This window comes from Herbidospora sp. NBRC 101105, from assembly GCF_030269205.1.
Taxonomy (GTDB): Bacteria; Actinomycetota; Actinomycetes; order Streptosporangiales; family Streptosporangiaceae; genus Herbidospora; species Herbidospora solisilvae.
Genome location: NZ_BSSX01000008.1, coordinates 554,603 through 578,516 on the forward strand (window position 1 = coordinate 554,603; position 23,914 = coordinate 578,516).

Consider the following 23,914-nt stretch of genomic DNA (forward strand, 5'->3'; position numbering starts at 1 on the left):
ATCACCGTGGCGGGTATGGTGCGGGCGGGGAGGATCAAGATGATCGAATCACGGTTGCGCACGGTCGGCGTCGTCCTGGCCGGAGGCGTCGGGCAGCGGGTGGGGCTCAACACGCCGAAGCAGCTCCTCAAGATCGCGGGCCGGACCATCCTGGAGCACACCCTCGCCGTCTTCGACGGCCACCCCGACGTCGACGAGGTCGTCGTGCTGATGACCCCGGGGTTCGGCGACGAGGTGCGGGCGCTCGTGGAGCGTAACGGTTTCACGAAGGTCAGCAAGGTGATCGACGGTGGAACCAGCCGGACCGAGTCGACCTGGCTGGCCCTTTCCGCCCTGGGAGACGAGGAATGTGACGTCCTTCTCCACGACGCCGTGCGGCCCCTGATCGAGCCGCGCATCATCGCCGCGTGCGTCGAGAAGCTGCAGGAGTTCCAGGCGGTCGACGTCGCGATCCCGTCGAGCGACACCGTGGTGGTGGCCGTGCCGGGGCCGTCGGGCGAGATCATCCGCGACATCCCCGACCGGTCGGGGCTGCGCCGCGGGCAGACCCCGCAGTGCTTCCGGTTGTCGGTGATCCGCGACGCCTACCGGCGCGCGCTGGCCGACCCCGACTTCGACCGGCGGCCCGCCACCGACGACTGCGGCGTCATGCTGCGCTACCGCCCCGACGTGCCGATCGCGATCGTGCCCGGCAGCGAGCACAACATGAAGGTGACCCACCCGGTCGACGTCTACATCGCCGACAAGCTGTTCCAGCTCGCCGCGGCCACCCCGCCCGACCCGCAGCCCGGCCTCGACCTCACCGGCAAGGTGATGGTCGTCTTCGGCGGCTCCTACGGCATCGGCGCCGACGTCGTCGACCTGGCCCGCAAGCACGGCGCCGACACCCACGTCTTCTCCCGCACCGCCGGCGGGGTCGCGGTGCAGGACCCGGCCGCGGTGGCCGAGGCCCTCCGGGCGGTGCACGCCGCCACCGGCCGCATCGACTTCGTCGTCAACACCGCCGCCGTGCTGCACATGGGCAAGCTGGCCGACACCGACCCCGCGACCGTCGAGGAGACGGTCGCCGTCAACTATCTGGGCCCCGTCAACGTGGCGAGGGCCGCGTTCGGATACCTCGCCGAGACGCGCGGCCACCTGCTGCTCTACACCTCCTCCTCCTACACGCGCGGCCGGGCCGACTACAGCCTCTACTCCTCGGCCAAGGCCGCCGTCGTGAACCTCACCCAGGCGCTGGCCGACGAGTGGGCGCCCCAGGGCATCCGGGTCAACTGCGTCAACCCCGAACGCACCGCCACGCCGATGCGGCAGCGCGCGTTCGGCGACGAACCGCCGACGTCGCTGCTGTCCCCCTACGCCGTGGCCGAGACCAGCATCGATGTGCTGGTGTCCCCTTTGACCGGACAGGTGATCGATGTGCGGCTGACTGGGTAACCCCCCTCTATGGGGAAGAAAGTCCTGGTCACGGGCGTTCTGCTGGCCTCGTGCCCAGTGCTGGTGACGGCCGCGCTCGCGCCGTCGCCGTGGTTGTTCGCCGCCGCCGTGCTCGTGTCGTACGCCGCCGAACCGGTGCTGCCGAAGGCGGCGGCCGACCGGCTCAGCCGGGTGCACCTCGGGGTGACGGTCCGGTTCCTGGCCCGCGAGGTGGCGGCGGTGCTGCTGCTGGCCCGGCTGGGCCTGCCGTTCGTGCTCCTGGCGGGCGGGTTGTTCGTCTTCCACGCGATGCGGGCGACCCAGACCGGGTTGGCGTTGTGCCTGCACCGGTGGCACCACCTGCGGCCGGTCGAGTCGCGCAACCTCCAGGTCGCGCTGCCGGAGGCGCCGCCCGCCCGGCTGCTCGGGCAGCGCGGCACCCGGCTGCTCTACTTCGACGTCCCGCCGGTCGTGCTGGCGGCGGTCGCCGGTCTCACCGGCGAGACCTGGCCGGCCGTCGCGGGGATCGCGGTGACGCTGGCCGCCATGGCGGTGGTGACGGTCGTGCTCGGGCTGCGGCTCCGCGGGGCCGCGCCGGTGGCCGACCGCCGCCGTGTCATCCATCTCGTGGACGAACGGGTCAGGGCCTACGACCCCGAGGTCATCCTGTACTTCTCCGGCGCGGCCAACGCCGTCTACCAGGCCTCGATGTGGCTGCCGGTCCTGGAGGCGCTGCCCCGGCGGTCGATCGTGGTGCTGCGCGAACGGCCGCTGTTCACCGCGCTGGCCCCGACGTCGCTGCCGGTGCTGTGCATCCCCTCGGCGGTCGACATGATGAACTTCCGCGGGCTCGACAGCGCGCGGGTGGCGCTGTTCGCCGCCAACGTCGGCAACAACATCCACATGCTGCGGGTGCCGGGCGTGGTGAGCGTGTTCGTCGGCCACGGCGACAGTGACAAGGAGGCGTCGTTCAACCCGTACACGAAGGTCTACGACCAGGTCTGGGTGGCCGGGCCGGCCGGCCGCGACCGCTACCGGCGGGCCGGCGTCGGGGTGCGCGACGAGGTGATCGTCGAGGTGGGGCGGCCGCAGCTGGCCGGGATCAGCGAGAAGGGGCCGCAGACGCGGTCGGTTCTCTACGCGCCCACGTGGGAGGGCTGGACCGACGACCTGTTCCACAGTTCGGTGGCGGCGATGGGGCCCCATCTGGTCGACGCGCTGCTCGCCGAAGGGGTCAGGGTCGTCTACAAGCCCCACCCGCTGACCGGCCACCGCTCGATGACGGTCCGCCGCGCGCACGGCGCGATCATGGCGCGGCTGCGCCGTGAACACCCCGACGCGGGCACGGTGGTGCTCGGCCCCGAGCCGAGCCTGTACGACTGCTTCAATGACGCCGACCTGCTGATCAGCGACATCTCGAGTGTGGTCGCCGACTTCACGGCGTCAGGCAAGCCCTATGTCGTCACCAACGTCGCCGCCCGGGACCGGGCCGAGTTCGTCACCCGCTATCCGTCGGCCGGCGCGGCCTACCTGCTCTCGGAGGACCTGCGGGAGCTGCCCGAGATCCTGGCCCAGTTGTCGAAGGAGCCGGGCGAGGACGAACTCGCCGACGCCCGCCGCGCCCTGCGCGCTCACCTGCTCGGCGACGGCGAACCGATGGCCCGGTTCGCCGCGGCCGTCGAGGACGCCTACGAGCAGGGGCTAATGAAGCAGGTCCTGTAGCCCGACCGTCTCGTGCTTCTTGCGCAGCCGCTTCGGGCTGGTGATGAAGCCGGTGCCCCACGACAGGTGCATGGCGGCGTAGACGACCGGGAGGCGGACCAGCGCGGCCGGTTCGAGGTCGCGGCCGGTCAGCACCGAACCGGCGACGATGGCCAGCGCGTAACCCGCCGGGACGACGAACGCGGGCGGCCAGAAGAAGCCGGCGACCAGGCCGAGCACGATCAGCGAGACCGCGATCGGCGGGGCCAGGTAGCGGAGGTTGATGGTGCCCTGGTGGGTGCGGGCCACCACCCGCCGCCAGCGGCCGTAGTGGAAGTACTGACTGGCGAGGGCTCTGACGGTGGCGCGTGGCCGGTAGGAGACGCGCATCTTCGGCTGGAACCACACCAGGCCGCCGGTCTCGCGGATGCGGTGGTTCATCTCCCAGTCCTGCGCGCGCTGGAAGTGTTCGTCGTAGCCGCCGACCCGCTCCAGCGCGGTGCGCCGGAACACGCCCAGATAGACGGTGTCGGCCGGGCCGCCCTCGCCGCCGACGTGGAACGCGGCGTTGCCGACCCCGATCTTCGAGGTCATCGCGCGCGCGACCGCCTTCTCGAACGGGCTGACCCCCTCGGCGGCCATGATGCCGCCGACGTTGTCGGCGCCGGTCTGCTGGAGCGTCTCCACGGCGGTGCGGACATAGTCGCGGGGCAGCATGGCGTGCCCGTCGACCCGGGCCACCACCTCGCCCTTGGAGGCGTTGATGGCGGCGTTGAGCGCATGGGGGGTGCGGCCCGTCGGGTTGGGCACGATGGTCACCCGGGAGTCGGCCGCGGCGATCGACTCGGCGACCTCCTGCGTGCGGTCGCGGGAGGGGCCGACTGCCAGGACGACGTCGATCGGGCCCGCATAGTCCTGGTCGAGGACCTGCTGGACCGCTTCGCGTAGATGCCGTTCTTCGTTGAGCACCGGCATGATGACGGAGACCGCGGGGGGCGCGTCGAGGAAGGGGTTCATGGCTGCGCTCACGCTACTGTACGAGGGGGCGTGGACGGCAACCTCGAAGGGGGAGCGCGTGGAGGACTCGGGTGTTCACGTGGGCGGAGACGCCTACGGAGGGGTCCGGGTAGCAGCTCCCCGCAAAGGCCGCCGGCACCGCCGGGCGAGCATGCGCTCCATCGTCGTCACCGGCACCCTGTCGAGCCTGGTGCTGGTCGGCTCGGGCCTCGCGTGGGCGCTGCCCAACTACGTCTCCGGCCGCATCACCTCGGTCGACGCCGGCACCGCCGGTTCGGCCACCCGCGGCGCGATGAACATCCTTTTGGTGGGCGTCGACAAGCGCGACGACCTGTCGCGCCGCCAGCAGAACCAGCTCCACCTGGGCCGCGAGGTCGGGCAGCGCACCGACACGATGATGGTCGTGCACGTCTCGGAAGACCACAAGAAGGTGACAGTGGTCTCGCTCCCGCGTGACACGTGGACCGAGATCCCCGGCCAGGGCACCCACAAGATCAACAGCGCCTACCAGTTCGGCGGCGCGAAGCTCGCCGTCCGGGCGGTGCAGCAGGCCACCGGCATGCGCATCAACCACTACGTCGAGGTCAACGTGCTGGGCTTCATCGACGTGGTCGACTCCCTCGGCGGCATCACGGTCTGCACGCCGGTCCCGATCAACGACGACAAGACCAAGCTCGTCCTGACGGCCGGCACCCACAACCTCGACGGCGTCAACGCCCTCGCGTACGCCCGCACGCGCGCCACCGCCCGCTCCGACCTCGACCGCATCGACCGCCAGCAGCAGGTCATCTCGGCCATGTTGCAGCAGGCGCTGAGCGGCGGCACGCTCACCAACCCGGCCAAGCTGGGCGCCCTGGTCAACTCGACGCTGCGCACCCTCACGGTCGACGACGAGTTGTCCGGCAACATGCTCGACCTCGCCACCCAGCTCAAAGACGTGTCGACCGACGACGTGTCGTTCGCGACCGTGCCGATCGCCGACGTCGACTACACGACCCCGACAGGTGAGTCGGCGGTGCTCTGGGACAAGGCGGCCGCCGCCGAGATGTTCCGCCGCATCGACAACGACGAAGACCTCGCCAAGCCGGCCAAGCCGTCGCCGTCGGCGACCCCCTCGGCCACGGCGTCCGCGACCCCGACGCTGAGCCGGTCGGCCCCGCTGTCGGTGCCGCCCAACCGCATCCGGCTGAAGGTCCTCAACGGCACCCTCGTCACGGGTCTGGGCGCCCGCACCCGCGACGCCCTGCTCGGCGCGGGTTTCCTGGTGCCCGAGCAGGCGGGCGACACCGGCCGCCGCGACTACGAGAACACGGTGGTCCGCTACGCCGCCGGCCGTGAGGACTCCGCCCGCACGGTCGCCGCCGCGCTGCCCGGGGCCGAGATGCGCCAGGTCGACGTCGAGGGCATCGAGGTCATCATCGGCGCCGAGAACCACGACGTCGAGAAGGTGACCGTGCCGACGGCCGCGCCGACCCCGTCGAAGGCGCCGACCCCGGCGGCCCGGACCGCCACGCAGAACATCTGCAAGCCTCAGGCGTGAACGTATTCGTTGACCACCACGCCTGAGGTGTAGGGCGTGCTGCGCTCCAGCCGGAAGGTGTGCGGGGCGTAGGGGGCGGCGAACAGCGGCGGGCCGTCCTGGAGCACGACCGGGTTGACCTTCAGGACCATCCGGTCGATCTCGTCGACGAGCGCACCGGCGAGCAGGCCGCCGCCGCAGAGCCAGATGCCGGCGCCCTCCTCCTTCTTCAGCCGCCGCACGACCTCCACCGGGTCCTCGCCGGTGAGGGTGATGTTCTCCGGCACGTCGCCGGGGCCCCGGGTGCGGGAGAAGACGTACTGGCGGGTGTGCGGATAGGGGTCGCGGGTGTGCGCGAAGCCCGCGGCGTAGGTGTTCCAGCCCATCAGGGCCGTGTCGAAGCGTGACCCGTCGGCGGTGAGGCCGAGCATGCGCAGCCCGACGTCGGAGAGGGTGTCGCGGTAGTCGCGCTTGATCATCTCGATGTGGTCGCCCTCGACCGGGAACGCCGAGAAGTCGTCGGCGGGACCGGAGATCCGGCCGTCGAGCGAGACGGCGACGTAATAGGTGAGCTCTCGCATCCGTTCTCCAACCACAGCAGTTGTAGTGATTGGCCAGAATGTACTACAGCCGTCGTGGTTGCGCTACTCTCGACGTCATGGCGCGGAACGCGGGACGACGGGCGGAGCTGGCCGACGCCGGCATCAGGGTGCTGGCCCGGGAGGGCTCGCGAGGTCTCACCCACCGGGCGGTCGACGCGGAGTGCGGGGCCCCGACCGGCACGGCCTCCAACTACTTCCGCTCCCGCGCCGACCTGCTCGAAGGGCTGGTCGCCCGGATCGGCGAACGCTTCGCGCCCGATCCCGAGGTGCTGGCCGAACTCGCCTCCCACCCGCCCGACCGCGCCTCCTTCGCCCGCCACGTGCGCGACATCGTCCGCCGGCTGAGCGCCGACCCCGACGTCACGCTGGCCTGGTTCGAGCTGCGGCTGGAGGCGGCCCGGCGGCCCGAGGTCGCCGACCTGATGCGGGGCGTGCTGCTGGAGGGCTTCCGCGCCGACGTCGCCTACAACCAGGCCGCCGGGCTGCCGGGCGGCAAGGCGGAGATCGCGCTGTTCCACTACGCCGTCGACGGCCTGCTGCTCGACCGGCTGACCGTCCCGATCGACCCCGAGACCTCCACCGACGCGGTGGTCGAGGCGCTGGTCGAGGGGCTGCTCTAGTCGAAGTCGGTGCCCCGGCTCACCTTCTCCCAGGCCAGCGCCTCGGCCTGCGCGCGGGCGTACGCGCCGAGGACGTTGTCGGCCGCGTCGTTGCCGAGCGCCAGCCGCAGCGGCGTGTGCTCCGCGTCGAGCGCCCGCAGGATCGCGGCGGCGGCCTTGGCCGGGTCGCCCGGCTGCGCGCCGTCGGTGGCGGGCAGGCCGGTTCGCAGCGGGCCGGTGATCGGGTCGTAGGCGGCGATCCGCGGCGAGTGCAGCAGCGCCGACGGCCCGGCGAACGAGGTGCGGAAGGCCCCCGGCTCCACGATCAGCACCTTGATGCCGAACGGGGCGACCTCGCCGTGCAGCGCCTCCGACCAGCCCTCCAGGGCGAACTTGCTCGCCGAGTAGCCGCCGACGCCCGGGAACGACATGCGCCCGCCCATGCTGCTCAGCTGCACGATCGCGCCCGTGCCCCGATCCCGCATGTGCGGCAGGACCGCCCGGGTGAGCGCGGCGGGGCCGAAGAAGTGCAGGTCCATGAGGTCGCGCAGCTCGGCGTCGGTGGTCTCCTCGGCGGCGCCCACGAGGCCGCGTCCCGCGTTGTTGACCAATACGTCGATCCTGCCGTGCCAGAGCAGCGCCTCGGCGACGGCCCCGGCGATCCGCGACCGGTCGGTCACGTCCAGGGCGACGGGGTGGACGTTCGGGTGGGGGGCGATCTCCCCCGGACGCCGGGCGGCGGCCACGACCAGGTCCCCGGCCGCGACGGCGGCCTCGGTCAGGGCCCGCCCGAAGCCCGAATTGGCGCCGGTGATCATCCAGATGCGGTTCGTCATGGCATCCGTTATGGCGGCCGGACGGGCCAGGCGTCCAAGACACGTCGGCGGCAGGACGATAAGCGGCGCTTATGATCGCAGGATGGAGCTTCGCCAGCTGCGTTATCTGGTGATCATCGCCGAGACCGGCAACCTGGGCCGCGCCGCCGAGAGGCTCTACGTCAGCCAGCCCGCCCTGTCGCAGACGGTCCGGGCACTGGAGGGCGAGCTGGGGGTGCGCCTCTTCGACCGCCACCCCGGCGGGGTCTCCCCCACGGCCGTCGGGCGCGACGTCGTCGAGGCGGCCCGGCGCACGCTCGCGGCGGCCGAGGGCGTGCGGGCCGCGGCGGCCCGTGTGCTTCGGGTGGGGTTCGAGGCCAGCGGCGCGGGCGACCTCACCAGCCGGGTCAGGGCCGAGTTCGCGCGCCGCCACCCGGAGGCGCGCCTGGAGCCGAAACGCTACGACTGGGGCGGCGAGGCGGAGGCCCTGCGCGCGGGCCTGGTCGACGTGGCGTTCGTCTGGTTGCCCGCCGACCTGACCGGGTTCGCCCACGAGGTCGTCCACCGGGAGCCCCGGGTCGTCGGGCTGCCCGAGAACCACCGGCTCGCCGGGCGCGCCGGCCTGACCGTCATGGACGTCGCCGACGAACCCCTCATGTGGACCGAACGGGCCCCGCGCGAATGGGTCGACTGGTGGGCGGTGAACCCGCGCCCCGACGGGTCGGCGCCGAAGTGGGGGCCGACCAACGACAACGTCGAGGAGATGCTCGACCAGGTCGCCGACGGGGTGGCCGTCTGCTTCGGCCCGGCCAGCATGGCGCGCTACTACACCCGGCCCGGCCTGGTGTGGGTGCCGCTGGTCGGCGCCGAACCGCTGCGGGTGGCGCTGGCGTGGCCCGCCGGTTCGGCGAATCCGCTGGTCGCCGCGTTCGTCGCGGTGGTGCGGGAGCTCAGTCGTCCGTGACGACGGTACGCGGCACGTCGCCCTCGCAGTGGGTCTCCACCTCGACCTCGGCCTCGCCCCGCTCGAACTTGACCTTGGCGTGGCCGCCGGGGCCCGGTTCGACGTCGTCGGTCTGCCAGCCCTGGGCGGGGGTCCACGAGGTGAGCTGCGCGCGGCCGGCCGTACAGGACACGACGACCGTGCCCCCTTCGGTGGAGACGACCCGGCTCGCCGTGGCGGCGGCCGAAGGGCGGGGCGTCGGCGAACTGACCGGCGGCGCGGGCAGCGCGAGTTCGCGGCGGACCGCCTCGGCCGAGAGCGCCTGGTCGCCCGGTCCCCGGAACGCGCCGCCGAAGGCACCGATGACGACCAGCCCGGCGACGGTCGCCGCGAGCGCCGCGACCACCCAGCCCGCGACCGCGAAGACGAGACGCCGATCCATGCCGCCCACCATCCCTGCTCCTGGGCTAAGGCCGGGTTAACACGACGCTAAGGCCCATCGCCACCGAACCGGACATTGACTAACGTGTCGGGCACCATGGCGAGTCTGCTGCTCATCGAAGACGACGTGACGATCCGGACCGCGCTGGTCCGCGCCCTCCGCGACAAGGGACACGCCGTCGCGTCGGCGTCGTCCGCGCTCGACGGGCTGCGGATGGCCCTCGACGACCGACCCGACCTGGTCGTGCTGGACCTGGGCCTGCCCGACCTCGACGGCGCCGAACTGCTGCGCATGCTGCGCGCGGTGTCGGCGGTGCCGGTCATCGTGGCGACGGCCCGCGACGGCGACGCCGAGTCGGTCCGGGTGCTGGACGCCGGGGCCGACGACTACCTGGTCAAGCCGTTCACGGCGGCCCAGCTCGACGCGCGGGTGCGGGCGGTGCTGCGGCGCACCGGATCGGCGCCGGGCGACCCGACCGTGACGGTCGGCGGCCTGCGCGTCGACCCGCGCGGCCGGGAGGCGCTGCTCGACGGCCGCACGCTCGACCTGACGCCGCGCGAGTTCGACCTGCTGCTCTACCTGGCCTCGCGGGCCGGGCAGGTGGTGACGAAACGGGAACTGCTCATCGAGGTGTGGCAACTGCCGTACGGCGGCACCGACAAGACGGTCGACGTCCACCTGTCGTGGTTGCGCCGGAAACTGGGCGAGACCGCCCAGGAACCCCGCTACCTGCACACCATGCGCGGAGTCGGGGTCAAGCTGGTGTCGCCGTGAGGAGCCGGCTCGCGCTGCTGGTGGCCGCGACGACCTCCCTGGTCCTGGTCGCCATGCTGGTGCCGCTGGCCCTGCTCGTGCGGGCGACCGCCGAGAACAACGCGATCACGCAGGCCACCGCCGAGGCGCAGTCGGTCGGGGCGGTGATCGGCACCGTCGACGAGGCGACGCTCGCCCTGGCCGTCAGCCGCGCCGAGGCGGCGGGCGGGCACGACGTCGCGGTCTTCCCGCCCGGCGCCCGGCCGGTCTCCGAGGCCGTCGAACTGGCCCGGCGCGGCCGCAGCTTCACCGCGGTCTCCCCCGGCGGCGGCCGTGAGGTCCTGGTCGCGGTGCAGGGGCCGGGCGGCACGAGTGTGGTCCAGGTCGTGCTGACCCCCGGCGACCTGACCCGTGGCGTCGGCGAGACCTGGCTCGGGCTGCTGCTGCTCGGGGTGGTCCTGATCGGGCTCGGGGTGGCCCTCGCCGACCGGCTGGCGGTCGCCATCACCCGCCCGATGACCGCGCTGGCCGGGGTGTCCCACCGGCTGGCCGGAGGCGACCTGGAGGCCCGCGCGGTGCCGGGCGGGCCGCCGGAGGTGCGCTCGGCCGGGCTGGCGCTCAACCATCTCGCCGGCCGCATCGGCGAGCTGCTGGCCGAGGAGCGCGAGACGGTCGCCGACATCTCCCACCGGCTCAGGACCCCGCTGACCGGCCTGCGCCTGGAGGCCGAGTCGCTGCGCGACCCGGCCGAGGCCGACCGCATCGCCGCCCGTGTCGACGCGCTGGAGAAGGCGGTGACCTCGGTGATCCTCGACGCCCGGCGGCGTACCCGGGAGAAGGGCTCGTGCGACGCCGCCGTGGTGGTGCGCGAGCGGGCCGAGTTCTGGTCGGTGCTGGCCGAGGAGCAGGAACGCGCCTTCTCCGTGACGGTCCCGCCCGGCCCCGTCGAGGTGCCCGTCTCGGCCCCCGACCTGGCGGCGGCCCTGGACGCGCTGTTCGAGAACGTGTTCGCCCACACCGACGAAGGGGTCTCCTTCTCGGTACGCCTGACGCCCCGCGACCTGGTCGTGGAGGACGACGGCCCCGGCTTCGGCCCCGCCGCGCTGGAACGCGGCCACAGCGGAGCCGGGTCGACCGGGCTGGGCCTGGACATCGTGCGCCGGACCGTGCCGAAGACGCGCCTGGAGAGGTCCCCCGGCGGTGGCGCGCGGGTGGTGCTGACGTTAGTGACGTCTTAGCGTGCCGCTATCCGCCTTCCGGCGAGTCTGAGGGCATGAGAATCCGATACGCACTGGCCGCCGCGGTCACCGTCCTGGGCCTGACCGCCGCCGCCACCCCCGCCGTCGCCGCCACGACCGCCGCCGTCACCAAGGCGCAGGCCGTGAAGATCGCGAAGAAGAAGGTGCCCGGCGCGTACGTGAGCGAGGTCGAGCGCGAGTACGAGCACGGCCGGCGCACGTGGAAGATCGAGCTGGAGAAGGGGAACTGGGAGTACGACGTCTACGTCGCCGTCTCGGACGGGCGCATCGTCAAGTTCACCCGCGACTACGACGACTGACACCCTCGACGCCACCTGAGCCGCGATCCACACTGGGAGCATGCCGAGCCCACGGTTGATCGGAGAACGGTTCAACCTGCCGTTGGTCCTTGACCGGCTCCCCGCCCCCGACGCCCACTCCCCGGACAATCCGGTGCTCATCAGCGTCTTCGCCGAAGACCAGGCCGACCGGGTCGGCACCGCCCCGGCCGAGGGCCGCCCCGACCGCGACCGGGCCCGCCGGGCCAAGGTGATGCGGCTGCTGGGGAGTGGGCACGTGCGGTCGCCGCGCGACTACTACAACGCGGCGATGGTCCTGCAGCACTCCTATCTGGTGGAGCACTTCCACCTGGGGCACGTGCTGGCCCGGCTGAGCGCGCTGGCCGGATACGGCCCGGCCAAATGGCTGGCCGCGGCGGCGATGGACCGCTGGCTGATGCACCAGGGCCTGCCGCAGCACTACGGCACCCAGTACGTCGAGGACGGCGAGGGGTTCCGGTTGTGGGACGTGGAGCCCGGCACGACCGACGAGGAGAGGGCCGAATGGAATGTGCCGCCACTCGGCGAGGCGGTGCGAATGGCGGCCGAGTTCCCCGTCTGAGGCCGCCTCAGGCGGCCTTCTTCTCCGTTCCCCGCTTCCGATAGGCCGCCGGCGACACCCCGTACTCCTCCAGGAAGACCCGCGAGAAGTGCGAGCACGACCGGAACCCCCAGCGCTGCGCGATGACCCCCACGGGCACCCCCGTCATCCCCGGCGAACCCAGTTCGTCGCGGCACTTCTCCAGCCGCCGCGACCGGATGTACCGCGCCGCCGACAGCCCCCTGGCCTCGAACATGCGGTAGAGCCCGCGAATCGATAAGTAGTGCGCCGCGGCGATGGTGGGCGGGCAGAGGTCCGGGTCCCCGAGGCGGTGGTCGATGTAGGCCACGATGCGTGCCATCAGGTGATCATCCATGGTCATCCGTGACATGTGGCCCAACGTAGGACGCGCCTGTATAGCCGCCGTATATTGGGCGGCCCGCCGCTCCTTGACCGCACCCATGATCGCAGCTGGTCAAACCCTTGTCCGTGCCCATCTGTGCCGGTTTGCGGCCACGGGGATAAGCACGTCATGTGCCGCCTCTTCGGGTTGTCCGCCGCCCCGCACCGCACCAAGGCCACGTTCTGGCTCCTGGAGGCCCCCGACTCCCTGACCGCCCAGAGCCACCGCGACCCCGACGGCGCCGGCCTCGGCTTCTACGACCACGGCGCGGCCCACACCCACAAGGCCCCGATCGCCGCCTACGAGGACCGCTGCTTCGCCCACGAGGCGAAGGAGGAGTGCTCGGCGACCTTCATCGCGCACGTCCGCTACGCCTCGACCGGCGGGCTGGAGCGGAAGAACACCCACCCCTTCAAGCAGGACAACCGGCTGTTCGCGCACAACGGCGTCGTCGAGGGCCTCGACCGGCTGGAGGCCGAACTCGGCCCCGACCGGAGACTGGTCAAGGGCGACACCGACTCCGAACGGGTCTTCGCGCTCATCACCCGGGAGATCCGCGCCAACGGCGGCGACGTCAGCGCCGCGATCGTCTCGGCGGCCCGCTGGATCGCGGAGGAACTCCCGCTGTACGCGCTCAACCTGATTCTCATATCGGACACGCAAATGTGGGCGCTGCGGTATCCGGAGACCCATGAGTTGTACGTCCTGGAACGCCGCGGCGGCCTTCTCTGCCATGAGGGGACCGGCGGCAGAATCAGGGTGGAGAGCGCCGACCTGGCCGACCGGCAATGCGTCGCGGTGGCCAGTGAGCGAATGGACGACGACCCCGGCTGGCGCCTCCTGGAACCGGGCGAACTCCTGCACGCCGACCGGAGATCGGCCGTGCACAGGAACCTCGTGCTGCCCCACCCGCCGCGTCATCAGATGACTTTGCGGGATCTGCGTCCGGAAGCGGCGGCCTCACAACACGGCGCGTGACTCTCCACTGATCCGCCGCTGACACGTTCCGCGCGGTTCTCCAGCCCGTCAGCTCGTGAGGATCACCAGCTCCTGCGTGGCGCGGGTCATGGCGACGTACCGATCGACCGCCCCCTCGATGCCCTCGCCGAACCTGTCGGGGTCGACCAGCACGACCAGGTCGAACTCCAGGCCCTTCGACAGTTCGGGCGTCAGCGACCGCACCCGGGCGGTCGGCCGGAAGTCCGGGTCGCCGATCACGCAGGCGATGCCGTCGCCCTGCCAGGCGTCGAGCACCGAAGCCAGCTCCGACGCCGCGCCGTGGCGGACGGGGAGGCCGCCGGTCCGGATCGAGGTCGGCACGTTGGCGTCGGGCAGGGCCGCCCGGATCACCGGCTCGGCCTCGGCCATGATCTCCTCCGGGGTGCGGTAGTTGACCGTGAGCCGGGCCAGGGTGACGCGGTCGAGGCCGATGCGGCGCAGGCGCTCCTCCCAGGTCTCGGTGAAGCCGTGGCGGGCCTGGGCCCGGTCGCCGACGATCGTGAAGCTCCGCGACGGGCAGCGCAGCAGCAGCATCTGCCACTCGGCGTCGGTGAGCTCCTGGGCCTCGTCGACGACGACGTGCGCGAACGGACCGGCGAGCACGTCGGGTTCGACGCCGGGGGCCACGGTCTCGTCGACCAGGGCGTCGCGCATGTCCTGGTTGTGGAACATGGTGATCAGGCCCTCGCCGTCGTCGTCGGTGTCGAGCAGGCGGTCGATGACGTGGCCGGTGCGCTCCCGTTCGACCGCGATGGCGGCCTGCTGGCGGCGCTTGATCGCGGCGGCCTCCGGATCGCCGAGCCGCTGCCGGGCGGCGTCGAGGAGGGGCAGGTCGGAGACGGTCCAGGCCTGGGCCTCCGGCCGCTGGAGCAGCCGGATCTGCTCGACGGTCAACCAGGGGGCGCACAGGCGCAGGTAGGCCGGGACGGTCCACAGGTCGCCGACCAGGTCGGCGGCCTCGATCAGCGGCCAGGCCCGGTTGAACGTCTTGACCAGCTCGCGGTCCTGGAGCAACGAGCGGCGCACCATGTCACGGGAGGCGTCGCCCTCGTACTTGTCGGTCAGGATCGTGAGCAGTTCCTGCCAGATGACGTCGCGCGCCTCGTTGTGGGGGGTGTCGGGGTCGGGGGCGTCGAAGGCCTCGGCCCAGTCGTCGGGGCTCAGCCAGATCTTCGCGTCGGTGACCTCCATGCCTTTGTCCGGCCGGTTCTCGTAGAACCGCACGGCGGGTTCGATGGCCTTGACCATCTCGGCCGAGGCCTTGAGGCGGGCGACCTCCGGGTCGGTCTCGGTCGTGGCGGTCGCGCCCTCCTTGACGAGGTCGCGCAGGGTGCAGGTCCGCACCCCCTCCTCGCCGAGGCTGGGCAGCACGTCGGCCACATAGGCCAGATAGTGCTGGTGGGGCCCGACGAAGAGCACGCCGCCCCGGTGGTGGCCGAGCCGGGGGTCGGAGTAGAGCAGGTAGGCCGACCGGTGCAGGGCGACGACCGTCTTGCCGGTGCCGGGCCCGCCGTCGACGACGAGCGCGCCGCGTGACGACGCGCGGATGATGGCGTCCTGGTCGGCCTGGATGGTGCCCAGCACGTCGCGCATGCGGCCCGAGCGGTTGCCGCCGAGGCTGGCGATGAAGGCCGACTGGTCGTCGAGGGCGGCGGCGTGGCCGTCGAAACCGTCCTGGGTGAAGACCTCGTCCCAGTAGTCGCTGATCCGCCCGGCGGTCCAGCGGTAGCGGCGGCGGCTCGCCAGTCCCATGGGGTTGGCGTGGGTGGCCCCGAAGAAGGGCTCGGCGGCGGGTGAGCGCCAGTCGAGCAGCAGCCGCCGCCCGGAGCTGTCGGTCAGTCCCAGGCGGCCGATGTAGACGGGCTCCTGGTCGTCTTCCGCGACCATGTGGCCGAGGCACAGGTCGAGGCCGAACCGGCGCAGGGCGCGGAGGCGGGCGGTCAGCCGGTGCACCTCCTGGTCGCGGTCGAACGCCGCGCGCCCCTGGCCGCCCGGGGCCCTGCGCTCGGCGTCGAGACGGTCGGACAGGTCGGTGATCGACCGGTGGAGGCTCTCCGCGATGGCGGCGAAGTGCTTCTCGTCCCGGGCGATCAGGGCCGGGTCGGCCTTGGGCGACAGGTGGTCGGGCAGGTCGAACGCACTGGTGCTCAGTGGATTCACGTCTGCGTCCCCCGGTTTTCGCAGATTGTGGGCTTGGCCGGACGATTCTGCGGCATGACGGGGGGCTTGTGGCAAGCCCGGGGGTGCGCTATAGGTTGAAAATGGAGGGGCCTAGGAGGGTGTCCTGGGCAGGCGCAGCACAAACCGGGCCCCACGCTCGCTGTCCTGGATCGTCAGGCTCCCGCCGTGCGCTTCGGCGATCTCCCGCGCGATGGACAGGCCCAGCCCCGTTCCGCCCGCGTCGCGCGCCCGCGAGGCGTCCAGCCGGGTGAACCGGTCGAAGACGATCTCCCGGTGCTCGGGCGCGATCCCGGCCCCGTCGTCGATCACCTCAAGGGTGGCGCAGGTCGCGTCGCCCCGCACCCGCACGGTGATCTGCGAGGTCGCGTGGCGTTCGGCGTTGTCGAGCAGGTTGCCCAGGACCCGGGTGATGCGCAGCCGGTCGCAGTCGACCCGGACGTTGTCGGCCAGGTCGGTGACGATCTTCTTCCGGTACGCCCGGCGCTTCAGCTCCCCGCCCACCAGCGCGCCCAGATCGGTCGGCGAGCGGTCGACCGGCGCGCGGGCGTCGAGCCGGGCCAGCGTCAGCAGGTCGGTCACGATGGCCTGGAGCCGTTCCACCCCGGCGAGGACCTCCGTGCTCATCGTCGGCCAGTCGGTGCTGTCGGGGTGCATCAGCGCCTCCTCCAGCTGTGCCCGCATGGCCGTGATGGGGGTGCGCAGGTCGTGGGAGGCGTCCTGGGTGAAGCGGCGGAGCTGCTGGTAGGCGACCTCCAGCCGGTCGAGGGTGGCGTTCACCGTCTCGGCGAGGAGCTGGATCTCCTCGTACTTGTTCGACACCGGGACCCGGCGGTCCAGGCCGGTGGCGGTGATCTCGGCCATCCGCGCGCGGATGGCGTTCACGGGGGCCAGGGCCTTGGTGAGGTCGCGGAAGGTCCAGGCGGTCAGCACCGAGATCACCAGCAGCGACACCCCGACCGCCGTGACGATGGAGGTGACGCTCCCGTACCAGGCGACCACGGGCAGCGCCATGTAGAGCAGCCAGAACCCGCCGGGCTGGTAGACCTTGTACGACAACACGGTCGCGCATCCGTGCAGCCCCGCCGGCGGGCACAACGTCCGCTCCGCCCGCACGCTCGCGCGGTCGGCGTGGAAGTCGGCCATCGGGCCCTTGCCCGCCAGTTGGGGGGTGGCCGCCACGACGTGCCCATGGGCGTCCACCACCTGCACGGCGTTGACGGAGTCGTCCTTCAGCGTCTTCGGCAGCGGGCCCTCCCGGATGAGCGGGACCACGTGGCCCCACGTCATGGTGGCCCGCGCCTGGACGCTGTCCATCTCCTTGTAGCCTGCGAACAGCAGGAAGAGGACACTGACCCCGACACACACCAGGGTCGTCACCAGGGCGGTCGCCACGGTCCTCCGGACTCGGAAAGCTCGCGTCATCCAAAGCCCCTTCGGCTTCGCGGAAAGGGAACGCGAAAAGGCCGGTCGAGTCTCTGCCCGAAGTCGGCCGGTGAGCTGTCAGGAGATCGCGCGGTCTTTTCCGCTGTTTGCGAGAGGCGTCCGGGCCGAGGCCGGAGTCGCGAGAGACCTCGACGGCGATTCTCTGGGGAGGCGGACGGCCTCGTTTTCACTTTGAGTCTATGACGTGAAGTTCACCCGGCCAAAACCTGTTCTGGCAGGTGGGCGCGGTGAATCCCGCCAGGCCCTACGCCTGGCGGGGTTCACGTTGGGCAAAGTTTTTACTCCTCGATCGTTTTCTAGACACCGGTCCGAAAATCATGGACGGTTCAGGGCGCCACCTTGATGATCGTCCTGCCGGAGGCGGCGGACTTGCGCGCGCATCCGTCGGCCGCCTCGGCCAGCGGGCGCACCTCGCCCACCAGTACGCTCAGCCGTCCGTCCCTGACCCGCTGGACGAGATCGGCCAGCCGGGCCCGGTCGGGTTCGACGACGAAGAACAGCGCCCGCCCGTCCTTGGGCCGCACGTCCGGCGGCATGGCGACGCTGACCAAGGTGCCGCCCGGACGGACCAGCTCGGCCGACCGGGCCAGCACCTCGCCGCCGATGACGTCGAACACCACGTCGACCTCACCGGCGTCCCGCACGTCCTCGGCGTCGAGGTCGAAGAAGCGCTGCGCCCCGAGACCCAGCACGAGCTCGCGGTCGCGGGCCCGGCCGGTGGCGACCACGACGGCGCCCGCCTCCCGCGCGAGCTGGACGGCGATCGAGCCGACGGCCCCGGCGGCGCCGCTGATCAGGACGGTCTGCCCGGTCGTGAGCCGGGCGTGGTCGAACAGCCCCTGCCACGCGGTCAGCCCGGAGATGGGCAGCGCGGCGGCCACGGTGTGGTCGACGTCGGCCGGGACGGGCGCGAGGTTGCGGGCCTCCACGGCGATGAACTCGGCCAGCGACCCGTTCCTGGCCCAGTCGGTCAGCCCGAACACCCGCTGGCCCACGGTCAGGCCGGTGGTCCCGTAGCCGAGCTCGACCACGACCCCCGACATCTCGTGGCCGGGGATGGTGGGCGTGCGGTCGCGGCCGGCCCGGTCGATCCACGTCGCCGGCCAGTCGAGCTCCCCGCGGGTGAACCCGGCGGCGTGCACGCGCACGATGACGTCGTTCTCGGCCGCGTGGGGATAGGGCATCTCGGCCAGCGCCAGGCCGCCGGCCCCGGCGTCGCGCTCCCGCGCGATGACGGCGCGCATCAGCTCGGCCAGGGGGAGTTCAGGATGCGCTCGACCGTCGTCGTCCGCCGGAATCCGGGGACGAAGTGTTCGAGCACATCGGCGTTGACGGTCCCGAACGTGGTCTCCGGGCGGTCCTTCTGCCCGTCGACGTACACCCGCAGGAACTCGTTCTTGAAGTCGCCCCGGGGGTGGGCGGCGAGGATCTCCTCGAGCTGGCCGTGGGCGAACCCGTCGAGGCCGAAGCCGACCACGTCGGTCAGCACGCCGAGGTGGGTGGCCGCGATCTCCGGGGCCATCCGGCCGGGCACGCCCGGGGTGGTGTGCAGGGCGATGGCCGTCCAGACCGTGTCGGCCGCGGCCGAGGAGAAGCCCCGCTCCGTGAGGAAGGCCCGCGCGTGGTCGGCGCCGTCGACCTCGAAACGCTGCTCCTCCTCGGAGAAGGGCGTCCGCAGGCCGGTGTCGTGGAACATGGCCGCGAGGTAGAGCAGTTCCGGGTCAGGTTTCACGCCGAGCCGGTTGGCGTGGATCAGCCCGAAGAAGAAGACCCGCCGGGAATGGTGGTAGATGAGGGGACCGGTCATATCCTGAGCGATCTTGGTCGCCTCGGCGACCGCCGTCGTCTCAGGGATCTCCAGCCCCGCGATGGCCTCTGGCATCGCCGCTGACCCTTTCAGCCGTGGAAGGAATGTCCGTTTCCATGCTGCCTGCGGATCGGTCCGCGGCGCCGCCCTTATCCGGCCAGAAATCACTCATATACCGACAAACAGGAAGCTTCTTCTCGCCAGGAACCGGCCGCCTGGTTCTCGATCAAACAAGTGAGCAGGGCGAACGCTTGCCGGAGACCTCACTCATCTTTGACCACCTTCCGCCTTCGCCCAGCCTGGACTCGGCGTGTCATCGGCGGAGGCCGATCTGACGTTCTGCCGACTCAACGAGGCGAAAAGGCGGCCAGGGCTCCGTTCCTGCGGGCCCGAGAATCCCATAGTCGAGCCCGGTCCATCGGACAGGTCGGCTTGCGGTCACACGCGGCGATCTCACGGTGAGCGGTTGAGAAGGGGTCGGCCACCCGGCCTGGCCTTCCCAGCACTACGGTGCCCCCTGGCATTTCGGCCGGCGGGGGCGCTCAGGAAGAGGTCGTCGGGCCTGGTGCAGGTTTGCGGACAGGCCCCTACCCACAATGCCTGTTTCAGCACGAAGAAGACCAAGACGGTCAAGCGGGATATGCGAAGAGCAGCGCTTACGCGCAGCGGAGAGTTTTACTTATGTGTGGAGTGGGGGCATCGAAGCAGGCGTCGATAGTTCGCCAAGGCAGGCTGGAACGTCGCGATCAATGCCTCGGTTTCAGGCTCCTCCACGAGAAAGGAACGCCTTGCACCTACTTCAACGCCGACTTCGGCTAATGAGGGAGTTCGAGCAACCACCAGCAGGGCGAAAGGGCTGGTGTGGTTCCGCGACACCAGTCGTGACCACAGGGTCCCAGTCGGCTAGTATGACTCGGGACCCCGTGGTCATACCGTGGTTTCATCGATTTCGACGTAAGGCGATCATGAAGACTGCGTCGTTTCGATTATTGCTCTGCGCGGTCGTCCTGGGATCTGCGTGCACCTCTGCCGCCGAGGCGAAAAAAGATTCGCCGGGACAATCGAGTCGGGCTGCGAGTCCAACGCCGGATCGGTACGAAAACTCAGGCGCGGGATCCATATATTCGGGAGGCCGCGTTCAAGTGTGCACGCAGAGCCCCGTCATCAACGTGTGCCGATCCTTCCTGGTTCGATACAGCAAGCAGGAGAAGAAGGTCTGGCCCATCGAGGTCTCGCCTTACTGGCATACGCGTTACGTCTCGGCCAAGCAGTTGGACACGCCGGACAAGCCCGTCGGCTCCTACTACGCCGCATTGGACGATAGAGAGGAGAGCGGATACAAGAACACATTGTCGGCGAGATTCACGGGGGGCCTCGATGGTTCGGTGTGTCTTCTGCGAATGAATTTCTTCACAGACGCGACGGGCGCGTACGACTATGGCTGGACAGTAGATTGCGAGTAGTCGGCCGTCAGGAAGCGACCCGTCCTGTTGCAGAGGCGGACACCCATGAGAATCAGACCCCAAAGCGTCAGCAAGTCGCTGGTGCCTGCCGAGCCATCCATACCGGCCGGGGTCGGCCGTGTTCACGGACCGGCGCTTACCGAACACTCTTGGACGGAACCACCTACGGCCTGAACGACCACAGCGGGGCCCCTCCCATTCCGGAGCCTGCCCGCCGGCGAGGCGAAGAGCTCTTACTGAGACCTGAAGATCCCAGCGCCTAGATTCGGCCTGACCCCATCGGAATGACGGCCTCGCAGCGGGATCTATCCGGGGTGAACATTCGCACGGGGGGCCGATGTCGGCCCGCACCGTCGACCATCCGCCTACCCCCGATACCTGCCGCGACGGCCGAAAGCCCGGCGTGGGGTCGTGGGCGCCGCTGTCGAGTCGCCTCAACGGCGTCGTTTCCGCCGTCAGTTGTTAGAGTTCCTGCCAGGTGAGCCGGGAAGTCTGGTCGGCACAGTCTTTGCCGTCTGCGAAGGGCCGGCCCCGTGCGTGCTCGCGATCTGCTCACCGACTTCCCCACCGTCACCCTCGACACCCCCATCAGGGAGACCGCCCGGCTGATGGCCGAGCTCGAGCTCGCCGGGCTGATCGTGCTGAACGAGGACGGTCTTCCGCACAGCGTCCTGCCAGGGACCCAGGTTCTCGCGCTCGCGGTGCCCGGCTACTGCCAGGACGACCCGGCGCTGGCCCGCGTCGTCGACGAGGCGCACGCCGACCGCTTCCTTCACGACGTCGGCGACCGAACCGTGCGCGACGCGCTGCCGCCGCAACCGAAAGAGCTTCCCGTGACCGATCCCGACGCCACGATCCTGGAGGTGGCCGCGCTGATGGCCCGTACCCGCAGTCCGCTGGTCGCGGTCGTGGAGCAGGATCGTTATCTCGGGGCGATCACTCTCACGGTGCTGTTCGACCGGGTCTCCGGCGCGTGAGCGCCCTCGCCTGGGTGTCGCTGGCGGTCTTCCTGGGCGTCTACGCTCTGATCGCCACCGAGCGCATCCACCGGGTGGCCGCCGCGCTCGGCGGGGCGGGGATCATGCTCGGCATCCACGCCACCGACGCCGGGGCGGCGTTCTTCTCCGAGGAGACGGGGATCGACTGGAACGTCGTGTTCCTGCTGCTCGGCATGATGGTCATCGTCGGGGTGCTGAAACAGACGGGCGTCTTCGAATACCTGGCCATCTGGGCGGCCAAACGCGCCAAGGGCCGCCCCTATCGGCTGATGGTGCTGCTGGTCCTGATCACCGCCGGGGCCTCGGCGCTGCTCGACAACGTGACGACGGTGCTGCTGATCGCGCCGGTCACGTTCCTGGTGTGCGCGCGGCTGGGGTTGTCGGCGGTGCCCTATCTGATCGCCGAGGCGCTGGCCTCCAACATCGGCGGCGCGGCCACGCTGGTGGGCGACCCGCCGAACATCATCATCGCCAGCCGGGCCGGCCTGTCGTTCAACGACTTCCTGGTGCACATGGCCCCGATGGTGGTGGTTCTGGTCGTCGTCTTCCTCGGCCTGTGCCGGGTGCTGTTCCGCAAGGCGTTCGTGTACGACGAACAGCGCGCCGCCGAGATCATGCAGCTCGACGAACGGGAGGCCATCTCCGACCGTCGCCTGCTCTGGCAGAGCCTCGTGGTGCTCGGCCTGGTCCTGGTGGCGTTCGTGCTGCACCCGGTGCTGCACTACGAACCCTCGGTCGTCGCCATTCTCGGCGCCGGAATCCTGGTGGCCGCCACGAAGGTCACCACGGAAGAGGCCATCGCCGAGGTCGAGTGGCCGACCCTGGTGTTCTTCGTCGGACTGTTCGTCATGGTCGGCGCCCTGGTCGAGACCGGCGTCATCGGCCAGGTCTCCCGTCTGGCGGTCGAGGCCACCGAGGGCCGTCTGGGGCTGGCCACGATGGTCATGTTGTGGGGTTCGGCCGGGATCTCGGCGATCGTCGACAACATTCCGTACGTCGCCACGATGAGCCCCATCGCCGCCGACCTGGTCCAGGCCAACGGCGGCAACGAACACGCCCAGGTGCTGTGGTGGGCGCTGGCCTTCGGCGCGGACCTGGGCGGCAACGCCACCGCCGTCGGGGCCGCCGCCAACGTGGTCGTGATCGGCATCGCCGCCCGCAACGGCCAGCCGATCAGCTTCTGGACGTTCACCAAGTACGGCCTGGTCGTCACCGTGGTCACGGTCGCCCTGGTCACGCCCTACCTGTGGCTGCGGTACCTGATCTGAAAGAGCGGCCTCACTCGTAGCAGTCGGGGACGCCGTCGCCGTCGGAATCGCGGGTCTCCGCGGCGTGCAGCCGCCGGTAGACGCGGGCCCGCATCCGCAGGATCACCGTCGCGACCAGGGCGGCGGCCAGCGACCCGGCCAGCACCGCGACCTTGACCCCGCTCTGCCCGTCGAAGGCCAGCTCGCCGATGAGCAGGGAGACGGTGAAGCCGATCCCGGCCAGCACCGACAGGCCCACCAGGTCGATCCAGGCCAGGCCCTCGTCCAGGCTCGCCCGGGTGAAACGGGCCACCAGCCAGGTGGCCAGCAGGATGCCGACCGGCTTGCCCACCACCAGACCGGCGACCACGCCCAGGGCGATCGGGTCGCTCAGGGTGCCGGCCAGACCGCTGAGCCCGCCGAGCGTGACACCCGCGGAGAAGAAGGCGAAGACCGGCACCGCGATCCCGGCGGAGATCGGCCGGAACCGGTGCTCGAAGTGCTCGGCCAGCCCCGGGCCCTCCCCGCCGTCGCGGCGGGGCACCGGGACGGTCAGCGCGAGCAGCACCCCGGCCACCGTGGCGTGCACGCCCGAGGCGTGCACCAGGGCCCAGGTGGCGAACGCCAGCGGCAGCAGCACCCACCAGGTGTTCACCCGCCGCCGTACCAGCACGGCGAAGACCGCCAGCGGCGCCAGGGCCACCAGCAGCGGCAGGACCGACAGGTGGGCGGTGTAGAAGACGGCGATGATGACGATGGCGATCAGGTCGTCGACCACCGCCAGCGTCAGCAGGAACGTGCGCAGCCCGGCGGGCAGGTTCCGGCCGACGACGGCCAGCACGGCCAGGGCGAAGGCGATGTCGGTAGCGGTCGGGATCGCCCACCCTCGTGCTCCGGCCTCGCCCGCGATGGCCAGGTAGAGCAGAGCCGGGATCAGCACCCCGCCGAACGCCGCCGCCACGGGCACGGCCGCGCGGCGGACGTCGCTCAGGTCACCGGCGACGAACTCGCGCTTGAGCTCCAGCCCGGCCACGAAGAAGAAGATCGCCAGCAGGCCGTCGGCCGCCCAGGTGGCCAGGTCGAGGTTCAGGTGCAGCACGGCGGGGCCGACCTCGATCGCGCCGAGATCCCGATAGGCCTGCGCCCACGGGGAGTTGGCCCACACCATCGCGGCCAGGGCCGCCGCCAGCAACAACGCGCCGCCGATGGTCTCCTTGCGCAGGATGTCGGCGATACGCCTGGCCTCGGGCCAGGTGCTGCGGTCGAACAGTCGAGGGGCACGACGAATCTCGGTGCCGGGCATGGAACTCCGCTCTGCTAGCAGGAACGCGACAGCTTCCGCCGACCAGACTTCCCGGCACACCTTGTCTGATCGTATCAATACGCCCACCAGGGGACGCTTGGCGCATTGTCTACGGATCACGGCTGAATACGTTCAACGCCGCAGTGGAG

22 protein-coding genes are annotated in these 23,914 nt (G+C 71.0%); 12 read left to right on the plus strand and 10 right to left on the minus strand.

All coding sequences use genetic code 11. The features are described 5' to 3' along the window. Nucleotides 1-39: 39 nt before the first annotated feature. Together QSK34_RS32245 and QSK34_RS32250 are read left to right on the plus strand one after the other, a co-directional pair. Nucleotides 40-1,434: a bifunctional cytidylyltransferase/SDR family oxidoreductase gene (locus QSK34_RS32245; protein WP_285589709.1), complete on the plus strand. Its 1,395-nt coding sequence runs from the start codon at nt 40-42 to the stop codon at nt 1,432-1,434. A 9-nt stretch (nt 1,435-1,443) separates the two neighbouring features. Beyond that, entirely contained in the window at nt 1,444-3,135 is a 1,692-nt protein-coding gene (locus QSK34_RS32250; protein WP_285589711.1) for a CDP-glycerol glycerophosphotransferase family protein, read from the plus strand. Here QSK34_RS32250 and QSK34_RS32255 read toward each other — a convergent pair. After that, on the minus strand, nt 3,115-4,131 hold the full coding sequence (locus tag QSK34_RS32255) for a glycosyltransferase family 2 protein (RefSeq protein ID WP_285589807.1): 1,017 nt from the start codon (nt 4,129-4,131) through the stop codon (nt 3,115-3,117). The genes QSK34_RS32250 and QSK34_RS32255 overlap by 21 nt on opposite strands. A 151-nt stretch (nt 4,132-4,282) precedes the next feature. Here QSK34_RS32255 and QSK34_RS32260 point away from each other — a divergent pair, with 151 nt between their 5' ends. Continuing rightward, complete coding sequence (locus QSK34_RS32260) at nt 4,283-5,671, plus strand: LCP family protein (RefSeq protein WP_285589713.1); 1,389 nt, start codon at nt 4,283-4,285, stop codon at nt 5,669-5,671. Here the strand turns inward: QSK34_RS32260 and QSK34_RS32265 are convergent. Beyond that, nucleotides 5,662-6,231: a dihydrofolate reductase family protein gene (locus tag QSK34_RS32265; RefSeq protein WP_285589716.1), complete on the minus strand. Its 570-nt coding sequence runs from the start codon at nt 6,229-6,231 to the stop codon at nt 5,662-5,664. The two genes, QSK34_RS32260 and QSK34_RS32265, sit on opposite strands and share 10 nt — an antisense overlap. A gap of 77 nt (nt 6,232-6,308) precedes the next feature. On the opposite strand from QSK34_RS32265, the gene QSK34_RS32270 reads away from it, so the two are divergent. Beyond that, complete coding sequence (locus tag QSK34_RS32270) at nt 6,309-6,872, plus strand: TetR/AcrR family transcriptional regulator (protein WP_285589718.1); 564 nt, start codon at nt 6,309-6,311, stop codon at nt 6,870-6,872. On the opposite strand, the gene QSK34_RS32275 is transcribed toward QSK34_RS32270, so the two are convergent. Next, nucleotides 6,869-7,687, minus strand: a complete 819-nt coding sequence (locus QSK34_RS32275) for an oxidoreductase (protein WP_285589720.1) — start codon at nt 7,685-7,687, stop codon at nt 6,869-6,871. The genes QSK34_RS32270 and QSK34_RS32275 overlap by 4 nt on opposite strands. Before the next feature lie 82 nt (nt 7,688-7,769). Between QSK34_RS32275 and QSK34_RS32280 the strand changes: the two genes are divergently transcribed. Further along, on the plus strand, nt 7,770-8,630 hold the full coding sequence (locus QSK34_RS32280; protein ID WP_285589722.1) for a LysR family transcriptional regulator: 861 nt from the start codon (nt 7,770-7,772) through the stop codon (nt 8,628-8,630). Here QSK34_RS32280 and QSK34_RS32285 read toward each other — a convergent pair. Then, complete coding sequence (locus QSK34_RS32285) at nt 8,617-9,051, minus strand: hypothetical protein (protein WP_285589724.1); 435 nt, start codon at nt 9,049-9,051, stop codon at nt 8,617-8,619. The two genes, QSK34_RS32280 and QSK34_RS32285, sit on opposite strands and share 14 nt — an antisense overlap. A 96-nt stretch (nt 9,052-9,147) precedes the next feature. Here QSK34_RS32285 and QSK34_RS32290 point away from each other — a divergent pair, with 96 nt between their 5' ends. From QSK34_RS32290 to QSK34_RS32305, 4 genes are read left to right on the plus strand one after another with little or no spacing between them, the layout of a single operon-like run. After that, complete coding sequence (locus QSK34_RS32290; RefSeq protein WP_285589809.1) at nt 9,148-9,825, plus strand: response regulator transcription factor; 678 nt, start codon at nt 9,148-9,150, stop codon at nt 9,823-9,825. Continuing rightward, nucleotides 9,822-11,042 (plus strand): sensor histidine kinase, encoded by a 1,221-nt coding sequence (locus QSK34_RS32295; protein ID WP_285589726.1) that lies wholly within the window; start codon nt 9,822-9,824, stop codon nt 11,040-11,042. The genes QSK34_RS32290 and QSK34_RS32295 overlap by 4 nt, the downstream gene beginning before the upstream one ends. Nucleotides 11,043-11,077: 35 nt before the next feature. Continuing rightward, the gene (locus tag QSK34_RS32300; protein WP_285589728.1) at nt 11,078-11,362 is read left to right on the plus strand and encodes a PepSY domain-containing protein; all 285 of its coding nucleotides are present in this window, start codon (nt 11,078-11,080) and stop codon (nt 11,360-11,362) included. 40 nt (nt 11,363-11,402) lie between these two features. Beyond that, on the plus strand, nt 11,403-11,942 hold the full coding sequence (locus tag QSK34_RS32305) for a hypothetical protein (protein ID WP_161481619.1): 540 nt from the start codon (nt 11,403-11,405) through the stop codon (nt 11,940-11,942). Between the two features lie 7 nt (nt 11,943-11,949). Here QSK34_RS32305 and QSK34_RS32310 read toward each other — a convergent pair whose 3' ends face one another. Beyond that, nucleotides 11,950-12,282 (minus strand): helix-turn-helix domain-containing protein, encoded by a 333-nt coding sequence (locus QSK34_RS32310; protein WP_197038523.1) that lies wholly within the window; start codon nt 12,280-12,282, stop codon nt 11,950-11,952. A gap of 171 nt (nt 12,283-12,453) precedes the next feature. Between QSK34_RS32310 and QSK34_RS32315 the strand changes: the two genes are divergently transcribed. Then, a complete protein-coding gene (locus tag QSK34_RS32315) occupies nt 12,454-13,302 on the plus strand; it encodes a class II glutamine amidotransferase (RefSeq protein ID WP_285589733.1) in 849 nt (282 codons plus the stop codon). A 48-nt stretch (nt 13,303-13,350) separates the two neighbouring features. Here QSK34_RS32315 and helR read toward each other — a convergent pair whose 3' ends face one another. From helR to QSK34_RS32335, 4 genes are all read right to left on the minus strand, one after another. Beyond that, nucleotides 13,351-15,483 carry an RNA polymerase recycling motor ATPase HelR gene (helR, locus tag QSK34_RS32320; RefSeq protein WP_285589735.1) on the minus strand — a complete coding sequence of 711 codons (2,133 nt, stop codon included), beginning with the start codon at nt 15,481-15,483 and terminating at the stop codon, nt 13,351-13,353. A gap of 111 nt (nt 15,484-15,594) precedes the next feature. Next, nucleotides 15,595-16,926 carry a sensor histidine kinase gene (locus QSK34_RS32325; RefSeq protein ID WP_285589736.1) on the minus strand — a complete coding sequence of 444 codons (1,332 nt, stop codon included), beginning with the start codon at nt 16,924-16,926 and terminating at the stop codon, nt 15,595-15,597. A 347-nt stretch (nt 16,927-17,273) separates the two neighbouring features. After that, entirely contained in the window at nt 17,274-18,191 is a 918-nt protein-coding gene (locus tag QSK34_RS32330) for an NADP-dependent oxidoreductase (protein ID WP_285589738.1), read from the minus strand. Next, nucleotides 18,191-18,829 (minus strand): HD domain-containing protein, encoded by a 639-nt coding sequence (locus QSK34_RS32335; protein WP_285589740.1) that lies wholly within the window; start codon nt 18,827-18,829, stop codon nt 18,191-18,193. Before QSK34_RS32335 ends, QSK34_RS32330 begins: the two co-directional genes overlap by 1 nt. A 1,921-nt stretch (nt 18,830-20,750) precedes the next feature. Here QSK34_RS32335 and QSK34_RS32340 point away from each other — a divergent pair. Next, nucleotides 20,751-21,194, plus strand: coding sequence for a CBS domain-containing protein (locus tag QSK34_RS32340; protein ID WP_285589741.1), 444 nt, complete (start codon nt 20,751-20,753; stop codon nt 21,192-21,194). Next, entirely contained in the window at nt 21,191-22,483 is a 1,293-nt protein-coding gene (locus QSK34_RS32345; RefSeq protein WP_285589743.1) for an ArsB/NhaD family transporter, read from the plus strand. The genes QSK34_RS32340 and QSK34_RS32345 overlap by 4 nt, the downstream gene beginning before the upstream one ends. Nucleotides 22,484-22,493: 10 nt before the next feature. On the opposite strand, the gene nhaA is transcribed toward QSK34_RS32345, so the two are convergent. Continuing rightward, nucleotides 22,494-23,765, minus strand: coding sequence for a Na+/H+ antiporter NhaA (gene nhaA / locus QSK34_RS32350; protein WP_285589745.1), 1,272 nt, complete (start codon nt 23,763-23,765; stop codon nt 22,494-22,496). Nucleotides 23,766-23,914: the final 149 nt, after the last annotated feature.